Here is a 17,754-nt window from a genome sequence, read left to right on the forward strand (position 1 = left end):
GTTCAACATCATGACGCACTTGGCCGCGCAGGTGAATGAGCCAGAGCGTTGTCCCCAGTTTTTCCACAGCTGTCCACAGGTAGACGGGAGGTTATCCACAACCTGTGTGCATGCCCGATATGAACCACGGCAGGGCGATAGTCTCTCGGCCATGCAGTACAGCCATACCGTCCGCCCCAGTGGCCTGAGGTGGACGGCCGCCGTCGCGTGGGCCCTGCTGCCCCTGTTCACGTGCGGTCTGGCGACCCCGGTCACCATCGGGATCGCCGCATTCTGGCTGCGCAACATCTGGCATGGCGTCGCCGCGGCGGCGTACCTCGTCGGCATCGGCTCGTTCCTGATCGCGGTCGTGGCGTACTCCGACTACGAATCCTTTCCCGAACCGTTGTCCGCGATCGTCACGCTGGGGCTCCTGTTCAGCTGGATCGGCGGGCTCATCCACTCGGCGATCCTGGTGCCGTTCATGGCGCGTGCGCGGCTCACCGGGCCCGCCTACCCTCCGGCCGGCCTGCATCAGCGGACCACCACCCCCAGCCACCAGCAGCGGCCGAGACGCCCGGAGCGGCCCGCCGCGCCCGGCCATCAGCGGCAACCAGGGCAGCCGGAGTGGATCGGGCACTACAAGGTGCTCCGGCCGCTCGGGCGTGGCGGGCAGGGGGCGGTCTACCTCGCCGTGGCGCCCAACGGCGTGCGGGTCGCCGTCAAGGTGCTGCACGATCTGGTCGATGAGGTGGCCAGGGCCCGGTTCGGGCGGGAGGTGGAGGCGGCGCGGCGGGTGGCGACGTTTTCCACAGCTCGCGTGCTCGACGTGAACATCTCCGGGCAGCACGCGTACATTGTCAGCGAGTACGTGGCGGGGCCTTCGCTGGAGCAACTCGTCAAGAAGCACGGCCCGCGTGACGAGGACGGGCTGACGCGGCTGGCGTTGTCCACGGCCGGGGCTCTGGCGGCCATCCACAAGGCGGGGGTCGTGCATCGCGACTTCAAGCCGAGCAACGTGCTGATCGGGCACGACGGGCCGCGAGTGATCGACTTCGGGATCGCACGCGCGCTCGACCAGATGACGATGACGTCGGGGAAGATGGTCGGGACGCCGCCGTACATGTCGCCCGAGCAGTTGACCGGGGAGACTGTGGGGCCGCCTTCCGATGTGTTCAGCTGGGCTGTGACGATCACGTTCGCGGCCACGGGACGGCCCGCGTTCGGGGAGGACACGGTGCCCGCGGTGTTCAACCGGGTGCTCACCGTCCATCCGGACTTGACACCGCTGCCGCCTGCGCTGCGGGGGGTTGTGGGGGCTTGTCTGAGCAAACGACCCGAGGAACGGCCCTCGGCTTCGGACGTGATGTTGGCGATCGTCCGCTGAGCTGCAGAACAACACCATCGACGTGCACGGGTCAGCGCAGCGGAAGCAAGACCCAAGCCTTACCTGCTTACTGATCCTTGACCGCATCAGCCGGTGGTGGTCAGAGGATGTGCGCCACCTGAACCGCATCAGCCGGTGGTGTTGGAGGAGGTGCGCCATCTGACCGGGAGTTCGGGCGCGCCACCAGAGCTGGTCTAGGTACGCCACCCGACCAGGAGTTCAGGGGGCACCATCAGAGCGTGTTTAAGGCACGCCACCCGACCGGAAGCTCAGGCGCGCTACCTGAGCGGGTTAAGGTACGCCACCTGGCTGGCAGATCAGGTAGGCCGCCTGGCGGGGAGTTCGGGTGCGGCACCTGATCTGCTGGCGGATCGGTTATCCGTTTCGGGCCTCGCTTTCTTGAGCGGTCGGCTGGATACTGGCCCGATATCGGAGCAGGCAGGTCAGCGAAGGGGAAACCGGTGCGTCACGCCATCGATACCGCGCTGTTGTCCCTTATCGGCTACGTCAATAAGGCGGTATTCACGGTCTCGGGGGGCCGTGTGCGGGTTTATCGCTTCCATGGCAGGCCGGTGGTGCTTCTTGACGTCACCGGGCCGACTGCGCCCGTCGGTGAGATCGTGATGGTGAGTTATCTGCCGGACGGCGATGATTACGTCGTCGTGGAGGCGGAGGGCGAGAATAGAATCGCGGCCGCGCTGCGTACGGCAACTGCCGCGACGCTCTTTGACGAGCAGACGCCACCCGGTCAGCAGATACCGGTCGACATCTCCATGCTGACCGACGCCACCGAACGCACTGCTCTGCTTGGCCGGCTTCTCAAGGGGGCTTCCCTCTCGCTACGGCACGAAGTGAGGAAGCGCCGCGAAGGTCCCATCGCCCGGCTGACGCCGCACTCCAAGCCCACGCCCCGCGACTCGGTCGCACGTGTCGAATTTCCTGAAGACGTTCACCCGCCAGCCCCTCCGACACCCACAGGTTGATCACCGCTGAATGCCGGAGATTAACGTCCGCCCCTCGTATGTGAACGGGTAGTCGAGCGCACCGTGCGGGCTACAGGGGCGGCGTTGGAGGCCCTGCTGGCGGGGCGGGCAGCGGCGTGCGCGTGGGTGCTTTGGGCGAGGATTTGCTGGCGATGCATTGGTGCTTTAGCCCGATGGGCGCCGGGGCCGAGGGCTGGGGGCTGGGGGCTGGGGGCTGGGGACCGATGGGTGCCGGGGTACCGGGTGCTTGGGCCCGATGGGCGCTGGGGTGCCGGAACGCTGGGGTGCCGGAAGCCGGGATGCCGGGATGCCGGGGCGCCGGGGTGAAGGGGCGCCCGGGTGGAGGGGTGGAGGGTGCTTGGGCCGATGGCGCTGGGGCCCTGGGGCACCGGGGCTGGGCCCTGGGGTGCCGGGGTGCTGAGGGCTGGGGCCCGATGGGTGCTGGGGGTGCCGAGGCGCTGAAGCCCGGTGGGTGCTGGGGAGTTGGGGGCGTGGTGCTGGTGTTTTTGCGGGTTGGGAGGTCAGGGGGTGGCTTCCTTGGCGTTTCTGGTTAGGTCCAGGTATTCCTCGTGGGACACCTTGTGTATGGCCAGTGGGAGGTCGTGGCGTTTTGCGAAGCGGTTCATGTCCTCTGGAGGCCAGCGGCCTGGGAGGTGGTGGACGGCCCGGCCTTTGATGTCGAGGATGAGTAGTCCGGTCAAGCCTTCGTAGCGGTAGAGGAGCAGGCTGAATGCTTGGCCGTGGAGGTCGCCTCGGCGAATCTCGGCTGTTACCTTGCCGGCTTGGGTTATCTGGAGTTTGTCGTAAGGGCCCATGCTGAGGTACGGGCCACCGCCGTGTGCGCTCACGATGGTGCCTCGTTTGATGCGCCGGCGGTGGGTTCTTGCCAGGAGGGGGCGGAGGAAGAGTAGTGCGGGGCTGAAGAGAACCAAGAGCCATTTGGCTTCGAGGATGTCGAGAAGTATTCGGCCAACCACGGATATGCCTCGCCAGGCGGCCCACAATCCTACGGAGATGAGATAGGTCATCAGGGCCGCGCCCGCGATCGCCAGGCAAATGGCGGCCGGCTTGTGCCACTTGGCTGGTGGGGAGGGTGAGAGGCCGCGTATGCGCTGCCAGGATGGGGCGCGGGAGGCGAGTACCGCTCGTACCCTTTTGGAGGACTCCATGCGGGCGTCCGTCAGGGGGATTCCGGCCTCGTGGGCGAATTCCTGCAGGTCGGCGGGCTGCCATTCGCCGGGGAGATCGAGCAGGACCAGGCCGTCGGCGTCCAGCGCGGCCAGACCCCGCACGGAGTCGGAGGGTTCTTCTCGCAGATGGCGGTAGTGATAGAGGCTTGCCGGGGTCAGAGTTGTCGGAGTGTCAGCTGGAGAGTTTCCGGTGACGGTCAGCGTTCGGCCGTCACAGGTCAGGATTGTTGCCGGGCATTCACTGGCCTCTGTCGCGCCCGCGTATGGTCGTAATTGGCTCACTCGTCATTCCCCCCGGAATGTTGCTTGTTCAGAAGGACGAATAAGGCGAGCTTAAAGTTTCGGGTCAGGTGAGGACCTTGACCACTCCGGTGAGGGCCAGTTGTACGAGGGCCAGGGGGACGAGGACCGCCCAGGCGAGCTTCTGGAGCTGGTCCTCGCGAAGCCGGGGATAGGTGACGCGCAGCCAGATCACCACAAAGGCCAGCAGAAAGACCTTCAGCAGGGTCCACAGCCAGCCGTACAGGAACGGCCCCTGCCAGCCGCCCAGGAACAGCACGGTGGTCAGGAAGGACAGGACGACGATTCCGGCGTACTCCGAAAGCATGAAGAGCGCGAAGCGCATGCCGGTGTACTCGGTCATCGGGCCCATGATGATCTCGGACTCGGCGATCGGCATGTCGAACGGGGGACGGCGCAGCTCGGCCAGCCCGGCCAGGAAGAACACGACGCCGCCGATCGCCTGCCACGGCAGCCACCACCACTGCCACGCCTCGACGATCCCGGGAAGTGACAGCGTGCCCGCCGCCATCGCCACCGACGAGGCGGCCAGGACAAGCGGCAGCTCGTACGACATGAGCTGGGCGGCAGAACGCATGCCGCCGAGCACCGAATATTTGTTGGCCGAGGCCCACCCCGCCATGATCGAGCCCAGGACGCCGATGCCCATGACGGCGAGGACGAAGAAGAGGCCGACGTCGAGGTCCACGGCCACGAGGTCGCGGTCGAGCGGGATGACGATCAGGACGACCAGGTAGGGCACCAGCGCGACACCCGGGGCGATCATGAAGATGCGGCGGTCGGCCGCGGCCGGGATGACGTCCTCCTTCTGCGCGAACTTCACCCCGTCGGCGATGAGCTGCGCCCAGCCGTGGAAACCGCCCGCGTACATGGGGCCGAGGCGGGACTGCATGTGGGCCATCACCTTGTGCTCGGTCTGCCCGATGATCAGGGGCAGGACCAGGAACACGATGAGGATGGCGGCGAAGCTCAGCACCACTTCAAGCATCGGGTGGCCCCCAGTCGGCTGGAACTCCTGGCGGAAGCGTCTTGCGGCGGCTCGGAGCGCCGTGACCGGACTCTCCCGGCTCCTTCGCGCCGGGCCACGGCTTGGCCACGCGGGCGGCCAGGATGAAATCCTTGCGCAGCGGATGGCCTTCAAAACCGTCGGGCAGGAGCAGGGGGACGAGGTTGGGGTGGTCGTCGAAGATCACACCGAACATCTCGTACGTCTCGCGCTCGTGCCAGTTCGCGCCCCGGTAGACGCCTATGGCGGTGGGCAGGTGCGGGCTTTCCCTTGGTACGCGGGTGCGCAGGAGCAGGCGCCGGCCCGCTGTCCTGTTGTAGACGTGGGCCACGACGGCGAAGGCGTCCGGTGGGTCGTCTACGCCGGTCAGCCAGTCGAAGAAGGTGTAGCCGAGGTGGTCCCTCACGTGGGTGAGCAGGTCGATCCAGTCGGTGGGGGCGACGTCGAGCGTGGTGTCGCCGTACGACTCCGTGATCTGGATTCGGTCGTCGCCGAAGTGCTCCGGGAGGTTGTCGAGCCCGCCTCGTCCGTCGTGCCCGTCTTGTCCGTCGTGCCCGCTCACGCTTCCTGCCCCGGCTTCTGGTCGGGGTCGGGGCCGGGGTTGAGATCGGGGGTGGCGGATGAAGGGGGTGCCTGGTTCGGGGGTGGGGACGGATGGGGGTCCGCGTTCGAGGGCGATGACGGTGAAGGGGCCGCGTTGGGGGGTGGGGATGGCTGGGGGTCTGCGTTTGGCTGCGGTTGTGGCTGTGTGAGGTCGGCGGTGGCCGTGTGGGGGCGGGACCAGACGTAGCGGTCGCTCAGCTTTTCGGCGGCGATCTTCTCCTGGAGCTGGGTGATGCCGTACAGGAGGGCTTCCGGTCTGGGTGGGCAGCCGGGGACGTAGACGTCCACCGGGATGATCTGGTCCACGCCGTTGGTGACGCAGTAGGAGTCCCAGTACGGGCCGCCGGAGTTGGAGCAGGCGCCGAACGAGATCACGTACTTGGGGTCGGGCATCTGCTCGTAGAGGCGCTTTACGGCGGGGGCCATCTTGTCGGTGACCGTGCCTGAGACGATCATGAGGTCGGCCTGTCTTGGGCCGTTCGCGAACGGGATCACGCCGAAGCGGATGAAGTCGTGTCTGCTCGTTGAGGCCGCGATGAACTCGATGGCGCAGCAGGCCAGCCCGAAGTTGAACACCCACAGGGAGTAGCGGCGGCCCCAGTTGAGGATGAACCGCATGGGCTTGGGCGCCAACCGCGAGATCGGGCCCACGGTGGGCATCGGGAGATCCGTTGCTGCCATACGGCCATTCTTGCGCGGATCACCAGTCAGGCAAAGGAATCACTGTGCGGGGTGGTCGGGCGAGGCGTGTGTGGGGTGCTCGGGGTGCTGAAGGTGCGCGGCTTTCCGGAGGTGGAGGAGGTGGGTGCGGGTGGTGCGGGTGGTGCGGGTGGTGCGGGTGGTGCGGGTGGTGCGGGTGGTGCGGGTGGTGCGGGTGGTGCGGGTGGTGCGGGTGGTGCGGGCGGGTGGTGTCAACGGTGCAGGTGGTGCAGCTGAGTCAGATGGTGCAGGTGAGACAGGGTGGTGGACGGTGGAGATGGGGGCCCGAGGGCGAAGGCGCGCAGGTGCGGGGTGTGCGTGGTGTGGGAGTGCACGCGGTGCGCGTGGGTGGGCTGCGCGGGGCGTGCGGTGCGCGGGGCGTGGGGGCGCAGCGCGCGGGACGGCGGACGTGGGCGCGGGGGCCCGGGTGCAGGATGTACGCGGGGTGTGGGGCGTGGGGTGCGCGAACGTGACGTGCGCGGCGCGTAGGCCCGTGGGGTGCGGGATGCGCGCGGCGCTTGGGGCGTGGGGTGCGCGGGACGTGGGCGCGCGTGCGGGTGCGGGATGTGTGGGGTGTGGGCGTTGGGGAGCGCGGGTCGGCGGTGGGAGGGGGCGACGGCGGGGCGGTGGAGAGGGTGGTGTGGCTTGGGTGTGCCTGGTCAGGCAGGTCCTGTGCACCTGCCGGTCAGAAAGGCCGGGCGGGAGGGGCGGGCCGGTGGAGGGTCTGTGGGGTTGGGTTGGGTTGAGGGGGGAGGGGTTTCTGCGTGCGGATTAGGTCCAGGTGAGGACTCGTTTGCGCCAGGCGTACAGGATGCCCAGGGCGATGAAGCCCAAAAACACGAACATTTCCATCAGGGTCGTCATCCCGTAGCCGGTTGTGTCGAAGACGGTGGCCCAGGGGAACAGGAAGACGGCGTCTACGGCGAAGACCACGTACAGGTACGTGAAGACGTAGTAGCGCACCTGGGACTGTGCCCAGCCGTCGCCCACCGGGTCGACCCCGCACTCGTACGTGGTCAGCTTCTCCGGGGTGGGGCGGGATGGGCGGAGGAGGCGGTTGATGGACAGGGCGCCGGCCACGATGGCGACGCCGATGGCGAGTAGTGCGGCGACGAGCGCGTAGGACCCGAAGTAGCCGTCCATAGGGAGATCGTAACCCGGAGCGGGCCGGTTACCCAGTGCGGTCAAAGGCTCAGGACCTATCCCACAAAATCGGGGTAAAAGGTAAGATCAGACCCATACCCTGACATCCATGCACAAGTCGCGATTCTTCACCGGAATCGCTCTGCTGGCAGTATCGGCCTCCGGATGCGGTCTGGCCACCACCTCTCCCGAGGTGATCCCGGCAGAGCCGACGCTGATCGACTTCGTCGACCCGGCGACCGTCGTCGGCCTGTCCACCAGGACGCTGACCGAAGGCGACCCCACCGGCAGCCGGTACGTGCACATCAACTACCCGGAGTTCTCCGGCGCCCCCGCGCTCAACCAGGCCCTGCGCACCGCGGCGGAAGACCAGCTCAAGGACTTCCGCGCCCGCACCCCCGGCAACGACCTGTCGGCCCCCCGCCCCGAGCTGAACGTCGAATGGCAACTCGCCGCCGCCTCCCCCAAGGCCGTCGCGGTACGCCTGCGCACCGGCGAGTTCCTGAAGGAGACCTGGGGCAACTCCACGCGCACGTACTGGTTCGACCCGCGCGAGGACAAGGCCGTGGACTCGACGGGCCTGCTGAGAGGCAAGGCGGCGCTCGGCCGGCTGGCGGTGCTGGTGAAGGAGCGGCTGGCGGAACGCGGCTCCGGGATGAAGGACGCCAAGGGCGACGCGTTCGACTCGATGGCCTTCAACAGGAACGGCGACCTCGTCGTCGAGTTCGACGACTGCCAGATCGGGCCGTGCTCGCTCGGCCGGCTGGCCGTGGCGGTGCCGCGGGCGCAGGCCGGGTCGCTGCTGTCGGACCTCGGGCGGCGGGCGCAGCAGGCCACCCGGGAGGCGGCGCCCAGCGAGAGGAGCGGCGAGATGCCGAGCTTCACCCCCACGCACAGCCCGGACGCGGTCAGCAACCGGGCCGGCAGCGTGAACTGCGCGAAGACCAAGTGCGTGGCCCTGACGTTCGACGACGGGCCGGGGCGGTACACGGGCGACCTGCTGAACCTGCTGGCCAAGGAGCGGGCGCGGGCCACGTTCTTCACCGTGGGCAGCAACGCGGTCACCCAGCCCGCGCTGCTGCGCCGGATGAGCGCGGAGGGCCACCTGGTCGGCAACCACACCTGGGCTCATAGGGACCTGTCAAAACAGGCCAGCAGCAAAATCACCGATTCGCTCGGCAGGACCAGGGACGCGGTTTCGGCGATCATCGGGCAGACGCCGACGCTGGTCCGGCCGCCGTACGGAGCGGTGAGCCAGCGACTGCGCAACGTCACCCGCGAGATGGGATTGTCGCTGGTCACCCATGATGTGGACACGAAGGACCAGTTCGGGGGCAAGTCGGGCGACATAGCGGACCGGGCTGTGCGTCAGGCGCATCCAGGTGCGATCATTCTTATGCACGACATTCATCGGGAAACCGTGGATGCGGTTCCGGACATCCTCAAAAGGTTGCGCGGGAAGGGTTACAGCTTCGTGACCGTTCCTGAGTTGTACGGCCCTGCGGGGATGCAGGCCGGACGCCTGTACCGGTCAGGGAACGAGCTGCCGCGTAAGCAGCCCCTGACGTAGCGCACGTGTTGGGGGGACGTATAGTTGGCGCTCGTGATACGAACCGTCCTGTTCGCCCGCCTGCATGTAGACCTCTGCAGGCTCGCGTCCGGACTGTGTCGTCGTTCTCCCACCTCACCCTGATCGACTCCGACCGCGTTTACCCGCTTTGCGCGGCATGCAAACGCGTGACCTTCCGAGGATCTAGCATGGACACAGAGAACGCGCCCGAAGCAACCGCGCATAGGCGCGTCGAGGAGGACTGAGCTGTGACGAAGCAGGTCCAGCAACTCGACCGCGTGATCATCAGGTTCGCCGGAGACTCCGGCGACGGTATGCAGCTCACCGGTGACCGCTTCACCGCCGGCACGGCGGAGTTCGGCAACGACCTGTCGACACTCCCCAACTTCCCGGCCGAGATCCGCGCGCCCGCAGGCACGCTGCCCGGTGTGTCGAGCTTCCAGCTCCACTTCGCCGATCACGACATCCTCACGCCGGGCGACGCGCCGAACGTGCTGGTGGCCATGAACCCCGCCGCGCTCAAGGCCAACCTGGGCGACCTGCCCAGGGGCGCGGACATCATCGCCAACACCGACGAGTTCACCAAGCGAAACCTGCAGAAGGTCGGCTACTCGGCCAACCCGCTGGAGGACGAGTCGCTGAGCGAGTGGCGCGTGCACGCGGTGCCGCTGACCTCGCTGACGGTCAAGGCCCTGGAGAACTTCGAGCTGTCCAAGAAGGACGCCGAGCGCTCGAAGAACATGTTCGCCCTCGGCCTGCTGAGCTGGCTCTACCACCGGCCGACCGAGCAGACCATCAGGTTCCTTGAGCAGAAGTTCGCCAAGAAGCCCGAACTCGCCAAGGCCAACATCGCCGCGTTCCAGGCGGGCTGGAACTACGGTGAGACGACCGAGTCGTTCTCGGTCTCCTACGAGGTCAAGCCCGCGCAGCTGGCACCGGGCGTCTATCGCAACATCTCCGGTAACCAGGCGCTGGCCTACGGATTGATCGCCGCCAGTGTGCAGTCGAAACTGCCGTTGTTCCTGGGGTCGTACCCGATCACCCCGGCCAGCGACATCCTGCACGAGTTGTCCAAGCACAAGCGGTTCGGGATCCGTACCTTCCAGGCGGAGGACGAGATCGCGGGCGTCGGAGCGGCGCTGGGGGCCGCGTTCGGCGGGGCGCTGGGCGTGACCACGACCAGTGGTCCCGGCGTGGCGCTGAAGGCCGAGACGGTCGGCCTCGCGGTCACCACCGAACTGCCCTTGATCATCGTGGACGTGCAGCGCGCCGGGCCCAGCACCGGCATGCCGACCAAGACCGAGCAGACGGACCTGCTGATGGCCATGTTCGGCCGCAACGGCGAGTCGCCGCTGCCGATCGTGGCGCCGATGTCGCCGAGTGACTGCTTCGACGCCGCGGTGGAGGCGGCCAGGATCGCGGTCAAGTACCGCACGCCGGTCATGTTGCTCTCGGACGGCTACCTGGCCAACGGCTCCGAGCCGTGGCGCCTGCCCGAAATTTCCGACTTGCCCGACATTTCGCAGGAATTTACGAGCGAGCCGAACGGCGTGGACGGTGAGTTCCTGCCCTACAAGCGGGACACCGAGACTCTCGCCCGCCCGTGGGCCATCCCCGGCACCGCCGGGCTCGAACACCGCATCGGCGGCATCGAGAAGGCCGACGGCACCGGCAACATCTCCTACGACCCGAACAACCACGACCTGATGGTCCGCACCAGGGCCGCCAAGATCGCCGGAGTCGACGTTCCCGACCTTGAGGTGGACGACCCCGACGGCGACGCGAGGGTGCTGGTGATCGGCTGGGGCTCGACGTACGGGCCGATCGCCGCGGCCGTACGGCGCATCAGGCGCAACGGCGGCAAGGTCGCACAGACGCACCTGCGTCACCTCAACCCGCTGCCCGCCAACACCGGCGAGGTGCTCAAGCGCTACGACAAGGTGCTGCTGCCCGAGATCAACCTCGGCCAGCTCGCCCTGCTGCTGCGCGCCAGGTTCCTCGTCGACGTGATCAGCTACAACCGCGTGCGCGGGCTCCCGTTCAAGGCGGAAGAGCTGGCCGGAGTCATCCAGGATGTGATCGACAGTGACTGAGCTTGTCAACGGGAAGGGCCTGTCGCTCGTTCCCAAGACGGACGTCAAGCAGGGCCTGAAGGACTTCAAGTCCGACCAGGAGGTGCGCTGGTGCCCGGGTTGCGGTGACTACGCGATCCTGGCCGCGGTGCAGAGCTTCCTGCCCGAGCTGGGCCTCAAGCGCGAGAACATCGTGTTCGTCTCCGGCATCGGCTGCTCCTCGCGCTTCCCGTACTACCTCAACACCTACGGCTTCCACTCCATCCACGGCCGCGCGCCGGCGATCGCGACCGGGCTGGCGGCCAGCAGGCCCGACCTGAGCGTGTGGGTGATCACCGGTGACGGCGACGCGCTGTCCATCGGCGGCAACCACCTGATCCACGCGCTGCGCCGCAACGTCAACCTGAACATCCTGCTGTTCAACAACAGGATCTACGGTCTGACGAAGGGCCAGTACTCGCCCACCTCCGAGGTTGGCAAGATCACCAAGTCGACCCCGATGGGCTCGCTGGACAAGCCGTTCAACCCGATCTCGCTGGCCATCGGCGCCGAGGCGTCGTTCGTGGCCAGGACCCTCGACTCCGACCGCAAGCACCTGCAGTCGGTGCTGCGCACGGCCACCGCGCACCGCGGCACGTCGCTGGTGGAGATCTACCAGAACTGCAACATCTTCAACGACAACGCCTTCGAGCAGCTCAAGGACCCCGAGGTCCGCGACGACATCACGCTGCGCCTGGAGCACGGGCAGCCGATCGTCAGCTCCTCCAAGGCCGTCGTGCGGGCCGCGAACGGCGGCATCGAGGTGGTGCCCCGCGAGGGCGTGAGCGAGGAGCAGATCCTCGTGCACGACGCGCACAACCCCGACCCGTCGGTGGCGTTCGCGCTGTCCAGGCTGGACGAGCCGGCCTTCGAGCACGTGCCGGTCGGCATCTTCCGTCAGGTGGAGCGTCCGGCGTACGACGTGTTGATGGCCGAGCAGCTTGAGGAGTCGGTGGCCCAGAAGGGTCCCGGCGATCTGAGCGAGTTGCTGCTGGGTGGCGACACCTGGCGGATCGGCTGATCTTCCGGCAAGAGAACGCCGTCGCCCCCTCGGGGCGGCGGCGTTTCGTTGTAACGGCCCCGGCCGGCACGAACAAGTCCCGCCGTAACGCCCCCGGCCGGCACGAACAAGTCCCGCCGTAACGCCCCCCGGCCGGCACGAACAAGTCCCGTTGTAACGGCCCCCGGTCGGCACGGGATAACACGTTCGTGACGTGGAAGGACAAACGGGTCCTGGTGACGGGGGCCTCGGGCTTCATCGGCGGGCACCTCGCCACCCGCCTGGCCGCGCTGGAGGCCGACGTCCACGCGGTCAGCAGGGGGATCGGCACGCAGGCGTTCCGCTGGCACCAGGTGGACCTGCGCGACCAGAAGGCCACCGCCGGGCTGCTGCGCGCGGTCTCCCCCGACGTCGTCTTCCACCTGGCCAGCGAGGTCAACGGCGCCAGGGACCCGGAGATGGTGCCGGTCACGCTGGCGGGCAACCTGCAGACCACGGTCAACCTGCTGACGGCCGCCGTGCGTCACGAGTGCCGGGTGGTGCTGGCCGGCTCGATCGAGGAGCCCCGCCCCGGCAACGGGCACGCCGCCGCGCCGTCGCCGTACGCGATGGCCAAGCACGCCGCGTCGGGCTACGCCGACCTGTACCGGCGGTTGTGGGATCTGCCCTGCACGGTCCTGCGCCCTTCCATGGTGTACGGGCCCGCGCAACGCGACACGAGCAAGCTGGTGCCGTACGTGACGCTGGCCCTGCTGCGGGGCGAGGAGCCGCGCCTGACCAGCGGCGCCAAGGTGGCCGACTGGGTGTACGTGGACGACGTGGTGTCGGCCTTCGTGGCCGCGGCCGAGAGCGACCGGGCCATCGGGCAGTCCTTCGACGTGGGCACCGGGATCAGGACCTCGGTGCGCGAACTGGTCAAGTTGCTCTACGAGCTCGCGGGCAACCCGGCGGAGCCGCCCTTCGGCGCGGTGGCCGACCGCGCGCTGGACATCACGCAGGCGGCCGACACCGGCCCGGCCCTCGACCTGATCGGCTGGCGTCCCACCGTCGATCTGACCGACGGCCTACGCCGGACGCTCGAATGGTATGCCGGCCTCACGGCGTGATCTTGTAGATGTGGTAGGAGTCCAGCCGCTCGAACGTGTCGGAGACGGCGCCGTCCCGGATGGGGACGGTGCGGTTCTCGAAGAGCACCTCCGCGCTGGTGGCCGAGGCCAGGGCGTCGGGCAGCCGCAGCGCGTACGAGCCGGGTGCGGCCTCCTCCCCCACGGTGGCGAACACGTAGTAGGAGCCGTCGTGCTCCTTGAGCATGGTGTCGAGCCTGGACTCGAAGGTGTGGGCGAAGGACTGGGTGTTGAGCACCGGCGCGAGCGAGGCGATGCGCCGGTTCAGCTCGGTGACGGCCGCCCGGATGTCCTTGTTGCACGGCTCGCGCAACACGTGCTGGCTGATGCAGGGCCCGCCGAAGCTGTGGTTGAAGTAGACGATGCCGCGCGCCTCGTGGATGAGGGCGTTCATGACGGCCCCGCCGAGCTGGTCGGGGGTGATCGCCTGGCGGCCGTTCTGGCCGGGCCAGCCGACCTCGATGAAGGCGTAGACCGGCTGCAGGCGGCCGTCCATGGCGTCGAGTTCCCGGCTCCGGTCAACGGTCCTGCCGTAGTTGGCCGCCCGGGGGCAGCGGTCGCGGGGCAGCCCGAGGAAGTGTTCCGCCTCGGCGCAGATGTTGGCGTCGGTGTACCAGTAGATGTCGGTGGACATGGCGTCGGTGTAGCTGTTGACGAACTTGCGCGCCTGCTCGTCCGTCTCCCACATGGCGATGCCCTTGCCGAAGTTGGCGTAGTGCAGCCGGCCGTCGTTCTTGGGCAGTTTGTCCTTGAGGGTGCGCATCGCCGTGTAGCCGCAAGGCGGCTTGTCGGGGATGCAGGGCTTGCCCTCGCCGGCGAACTTGCCGCTCCAGACGCCGTCGCCGGGCCCGGCGAACATGTCGGCCTCGTCGGTGATCAGGTAGCCGACCGTCTCCTTGCCCATGCCGGGCAGGGGCTTGCCGGTGATGGCGTGCATGCCGTGCTTGCGTACCAGCTCCATGTTGCTGTTGCCGGTCAGCTCTATGTAGGTGTTGAGCCCCGCCTCCTTGTCCAGCCGGATGTCGCGCTCCTCAAGGACGGACTCGAACCAGACCCCGATCGGGAAGAACGCCGGGTCCGTCCAGCCCGCCGCCGCGGGCGCGCCGTAGCCGGCGTAGTACTTCGGGCCGCCCTCCCAGGGGACCCGCGGCAGGTCGAGGCGCTCGGCGCTGGCCCCCACCTGCGCGACGACCCAGCCCACGCCGACCAGCAGCACCAGCGGGATCAGCAGGGTCCACTTCGATACCTTCCGCAAGGCCATTTCTCTCCCAGTTACGGGGTGATCCGATAGACGTGGTACGTGTGCTCGGTGGCGAAGGTCGCGGTGAAGCGGCCCTCCCGGTCGACCTCGATGGGCCGGCCGGTCAGGAAGTCCTCGATCTTGCCGTCCGCCGACAGGTTCGCCGGGACCGTGAGCTGGTGGTCGCCGGTCGGCGTGCCGCGCCCGGGCATGGCGAACAGGTAGTAGGAGCCGTCGTGCCTCTTGAGCATGGTGTCCAGCTCGGGGGCGAAGTCGTAGGCGTAGGACTGGGTGTTGAGCACGGGTGCGAGCCGCGCGATCCGCGCGCCGAGCTCGGTCACGGCCTTGCCGATCGGCGCGCCGCAGGAACTGCGCAGCAGGTTGTCGCTCTTGCAACGCGGTCCTGGGCTGTGGGCGTCGTAGACGATGCCGCGCGCGCCGTGGATCAGTGAGCTCATCGCCGCGCCGCCCACCTGGCCCGGGGTCAGGCCGGCGAGGGAGATGACCGCGAAGACGGGCTTTCTGCGGCCGTCGAGGGCGTCCAGGTCGCGCAGCCGGTCCACGACCGCGCCGTAGTTGGCCGCGAGGCGGCACTGGGCCGGGGGGAGTTGCCGCCAGCGGGCGGCCTCCGTGCAGACGTTCTTGTCGGCGTACCAGGAGACGTCCACGCCGATCAGGTCGGCGTAGTCGTTGACGAACTTGCCGCCCTGCGGGTCGGTGGCCTGGTGGGCGACGCCCTTGCCGAAGGTGGCGTAGACCGGCCGGGAGCCGCCGGGTAACTTGTCGGCGAGCGTGCGCAGCACGGTGTGGCCGCAGTACGACAGCTTGGGCCTGCACGGCTCGGAGCCGGTCTCGCCGGTCCAGTCGGCCTGCCCGATGCCCGCCCACTCGTCGGCCTTGCCCGCGAGCGTCGTGCCCACGGTCTCGGCGCCCGCGCCGGTCGGGCGTTCGGTGCTCAGTGCGCTCATCCCGGCCTTGCGCAGCAGAGCGGGACGGCTGTCGCCGGTCAGTTCGAGGTAGGTGTTGATGCCCATGGCCCGGTCGGTGGCGACGTGCTCGTCCTTGCGGACCGCGGCGAACCACAGGCCGACGGGGAAGAACGAGGGGCGGGTCCAGCCCGCCTCGACCGCCCGGGGCCAGGCGGCGTAGGCGGCCGGGCCGCCTTCCCAGGGCACGGGCCGCAACGACATGCTCGCGGCCGTCATCGTGTCCGGCGCGGACGCGCCGGGGTTGCCCTGCAACCAGGCCCAGCCCCCGATCGCCACGGCGGCGGCCGTCCCGACCGTCGCCGCCTTGGCCAGCGTGACGAGCCTCATGTGCTGATCTGTTCCCTCATGTGCTGGTCCGTTCGGCCAGCGCCGCCAGTGCGGCGGCCCGGCCCGCCCAGGAGGCCTCCGCCAGCGACGCCCGCAGCGCCGCCGGCGGTTGCGGCGGGCCGTCGGCCAGGCTCGCCCTGATCGCCGCGATGAACTCCTCGGCGGTGGCCGCCGCCCTGACCCGCCCGGCGTAGTGGGCCAGCTCGTCGAACTCGGTGCTGACCACCGGCAGGCCGAGCGCGAGGAACTCCTTGAGCTTGATCGGGTTCGCGTGCTTGATCCAGTCGTTGCCCAGCCAGGGCATGATCGCGACGTCGAAGCCGGAGCCGTAGGCGGGGATCACCGAGTACGGGCGGAAGCCGAGCCAGTGCACGTTGGGATGCTTGGTGAGCCGCCCCATGTCGCCGTTGGCGTCACCGATCAGGACGAGCGAGGTCTCGGGCAGTTCCACGGCGACCCGTTCGAGCAGCTCGAAGTCGACCACGAAGTCGTCCAGCGCGCCGAAGAAGCCGATCCGGGGCCCGGGGATGGCCAGCAGGTCGTCCGGCTGCCGCTCGGCCGGGACGGGGGTGAAGTGCTCCAGGTCCACGCCGTGGTCGAGGAAGTGGCCGCGCGTACCGGTGAGCGGCTCCTCCTCGCGCATCAGGGCGCGGCTGGCGTAGACGACCTGGTCGGCACGTTCCAGCAGGCGGCGTTCGAGTGCCTCGATCGTGGCCCTGTCCGACTCGGGGAAGGCCGAGTGGCGGTCGGAGCGGTTGAAGATCAGGGCGCGGCGCTTCATCGGGCGTACCGCGTCCCAGGCCGTCGGGATGGTGACCATGATCACCGGGCTGCGTAGTCCCAGCAGCGCGCAGACCACCCGTACCTGCGTCCTGACCAGCCAGGCGTTCAGCGCCCGGCCCTGAGGGGTGCCGTACAGGGGGACGGGGAGCGGGGACATCACCCATAACCGGGGTCCCACCTTGCGGACGAACTTGGCCACGCTGCGTAACTTCCTGACGAACCGCCGGATGACGAACGTGGACTTGCCGGGCGTCGGCATGCGCATGCCGATGCTGTTGACGATCAGCACCTTGCGGGTGTCCGCCAGGTGGCGCATGAGCTGGAAGTCCGAGTGCGCCCTGTTGTGGTACCACCAGTCCTGGGCGGAGAAGCACACGTAGTCCGGCGGGGCGCCGGGGAGGGTGGGCCACTTCGACATGGTGAACAGCGCGCGCAGGGCCCGCCGGTGGCGGGTGCCCGCCACCCTGCCGCGACTCACCGCGCGCAGCGCCTCGTTCAGCGCCACCGCGAGCCGCATGAGCAGGGCGCGGGCCCGGCCGTGCCGCTCGCGGTGCAGCCGGACGCGGTTGAGCGCGGCCAGCGTCCACAGTGGGGCGGAGTTGGCCTGGTCGCCGCCCAGGTGCACCGCTTGCGCGCGCGGCTCGTAGGCGATGGTGAAGCCGTGGTCGCGGATGCGCAACATGTACTCGGTCTCTTCCGAGTACAGGAAGTAGCGCTCGTCGAGCAGCCCCGCGGTCTCCAGGCACTCACGCGAGATGAGCCAGGCCGCGCCGGTGGCCCAGTCCGGGCTGCCGGGAACGGAGTAGGCGCGGGGGTCGACGACCAGTTCGCCGAGGGGCGCGTACATGCCCGCTCTGTTTCCGCCGATCAGGGCCTCGCCCACGGCGCGCAGCACGGTGGGGCGGCGGCGCAGCGAGAGTTGGAGCGTGCCGTCCTCGTGGGTCAGCCGGGGCACCGCGATGCCGACGCCCGTCTCGGCCAGCCGCTCGCGCAGCAGCCGTACCGAGTCGGGGTGGAGCCTGATGTCGGCGTTCAGCACGAGGACGTCGCAGCCGGAGGCGGCGGTGATGCCCGCGTTCACGCCGGCCGCGAACCCGCCGTTGCGGCCCGTACGGACCAGTTCGACGCCGGGACCGGCGGCCAGCACCTTGTCCACAGTGTCGTCGCCCGAGTCGTTGTCCACCACGATGGTCCTCGTGGGCCCCGCGTCGCGCAGCGCCGGTCCGAGGCTGGTCAGACACTCCTCGATGATCTCGCCGCTGTTGTAGGTGACGATAACGACGGCAAGCGTGCGGACGCTCATCGGCGGCAGCCAATCTG

15 protein-coding genes and 1 pseudogene are annotated in these 17,754 nt (G+C 68.6%); 7 read left to right on the forward strand and 9 right to left on the reverse strand.

Going from position 1 to position 17,754, the window contains the following annotated elements:
• Window positions 1-151 precede the first annotated feature (151 nt).
• Both AB0I81_RS58215 and AB0I81_RS58220 read left to right on the forward strand, forming a co-directional pair.
• Complete coding sequence (locus AB0I81_RS58215; protein ID WP_360677987.1) at window positions 152-1,366, forward strand: protein kinase; 1,215 nt, start codon at window positions 152-154, stop codon at window positions 1,364-1,366.
• A gap of 461 nt (window positions 1,367-1,827) precedes the next feature.
• A complete protein-coding gene (locus AB0I81_RS58220) occupies window positions 1,828-2,349 on the forward strand; it encodes a hypothetical protein (RefSeq protein ID WP_360677989.1) in 522 nt (173 codons plus the stop codon).
• Between the two features lie 521 nt (window positions 2,350-2,870).
• Here AB0I81_RS58220 and AB0I81_RS58225 read toward each other — a convergent pair.
• From AB0I81_RS58225 to ndhC, 6 genes and pseudogenes are all read right to left on the reverse strand, one after another.
• Entirely contained in the window at window positions 2,871-3,821 is a 951-nt protein-coding gene (locus AB0I81_RS58225; protein ID WP_360677991.1) for a hypothetical protein, read from the reverse strand.
• A 64-nt stretch (window positions 3,822-3,885) separates the two neighbouring features.
• Window positions 3,886-4,827: an NADH-quinone oxidoreductase subunit NuoH gene (gene nuoH / locus AB0I81_RS58230; RefSeq protein WP_360677992.1), complete on the reverse strand. Its 942-nt coding sequence runs from the start codon at window positions 4,825-4,827 to the stop codon at window positions 3,886-3,888.
• Window positions 4,820-5,407: an NADH-quinone oxidoreductase subunit C gene (locus AB0I81_RS58235; RefSeq protein ID WP_360677994.1), complete on the reverse strand. Its 588-nt coding sequence runs from the start codon at window positions 5,405-5,407 to the stop codon at window positions 4,820-4,822. The genes nuoH and AB0I81_RS58235 overlap by 8 nt, the downstream gene beginning before the upstream one ends.
• Window positions 5,408-5,631: 224 nt before the next feature.
• Window positions 5,632-6,066: pseudogene (locus tag AB0I81_RS58240) on the reverse strand (NADH-quinone oxidoreductase subunit B family protein); the annotation flags it as partial.
• 102 nt (window positions 6,067-6,168) lie between these two features.
• Entirely contained in the window at window positions 6,169-6,363 is a 195-nt protein-coding gene (locus tag AB0I81_RS58245) for a hypothetical protein (RefSeq protein ID WP_360677996.1), read from the reverse strand.
• A gap of 555 nt (window positions 6,364-6,918) precedes the next feature.
• Window positions 6,919-7,290 carry an NADH-quinone oxidoreductase subunit A gene (gene ndhC, locus AB0I81_RS58250; protein ID WP_360677998.1) on the reverse strand — a complete coding sequence of 124 codons (372 nt, stop codon included), beginning with the start codon at window positions 7,288-7,290 and terminating at the stop codon, window positions 6,919-6,921.
• A gap of 109 nt (window positions 7,291-7,399) precedes the next feature.
• On the opposite strand from ndhC, the gene AB0I81_RS58255 reads away from it, so the two are divergent.
• From AB0I81_RS58255 to AB0I81_RS58275, 5 genes are all read left to right on the forward strand, one after another.
• On the forward strand, window positions 7,400-8,860 hold the full coding sequence (locus AB0I81_RS58255) for a polysaccharide deacetylase family protein (RefSeq protein ID WP_360678000.1): 1,461 nt from the start codon (window positions 7,400-7,402) through the stop codon (window positions 8,858-8,860).
• 33 nt (window positions 8,861-8,893) lie between these two features.
• Window positions 8,894-8,983 carry a putative leader peptide gene (locus AB0I81_RS58260; protein ID WP_360678002.1) on the forward strand — a complete coding sequence of 30 codons (90 nt, stop codon included), beginning with the start codon at window positions 8,894-8,896 and terminating at the stop codon, window positions 8,981-8,983.
• Between the two features lie 125 nt (window positions 8,984-9,108).
• Window positions 9,109-10,953 (forward strand): 2-oxoacid:acceptor oxidoreductase subunit alpha, encoded by a 1,845-nt coding sequence (locus AB0I81_RS58265; protein ID WP_360678004.1) that lies wholly within the window; start codon window positions 9,109-9,111, stop codon window positions 10,951-10,953.
• Complete coding sequence (locus AB0I81_RS58270; RefSeq protein ID WP_360678006.1) at window positions 10,946-11,992, forward strand: 2-oxoacid:ferredoxin oxidoreductase subunit beta; 1,047 nt, start codon at window positions 10,946-10,948, stop codon at window positions 11,990-11,992. The genes AB0I81_RS58265 and AB0I81_RS58270 overlap by 8 nt, the downstream gene beginning before the upstream one ends.
• 188 nt (window positions 11,993-12,180) lie before the next feature.
• Window positions 12,181-13,077, forward strand: a complete 897-nt coding sequence (locus AB0I81_RS58275) for an NAD-dependent epimerase/dehydratase family protein (RefSeq protein WP_360678008.1) — start codon at window positions 12,181-12,183, stop codon at window positions 13,075-13,077.
• On the opposite strand, the gene AB0I81_RS58280 is transcribed toward AB0I81_RS58275, so the two are convergent.
• Genes AB0I81_RS58280 through AB0I81_RS58290 form a run of 3 tightly spaced genes read right to left on the reverse strand, consistent with a single transcriptional unit; the run spans window position 13,067 to window position 17,737 of the window.
• Entirely contained in the window at window positions 13,067-14,350 is a 1,284-nt protein-coding gene (locus AB0I81_RS58280; RefSeq protein WP_360678010.1) for a hypothetical protein, read from the reverse strand. The two genes, AB0I81_RS58275 and AB0I81_RS58280, sit on opposite strands and share 11 nt — an antisense overlap.
• Window positions 14,351-14,367: 17 nt before the next feature.
• The gene (locus tag AB0I81_RS58285; RefSeq protein ID WP_360678012.1) at window positions 14,368-15,651 is read right to left on the reverse strand and encodes a hypothetical protein; all 1,284 of its coding nucleotides are present in this window, start codon (window positions 15,649-15,651) and stop codon (window positions 14,368-14,370) included.
• Window positions 15,652-15,667: 16 nt separating this feature from the next.
• Complete coding sequence (locus AB0I81_RS58290) at window positions 15,668-17,737, reverse strand: glycosyltransferase (protein ID WP_360678014.1); 2,070 nt, start codon at window positions 17,735-17,737, stop codon at window positions 15,668-15,670.
• Window positions 17,738-17,754 lie beyond the last annotated feature (17 nt).

Source organism: Nonomuraea sp. NPDC050404 (assembly GCF_040655495.1).
Taxonomy (GTDB): Bacteria; Actinomycetota; Actinomycetes; order Streptosporangiales; family Streptosporangiaceae; genus Nonomuraea.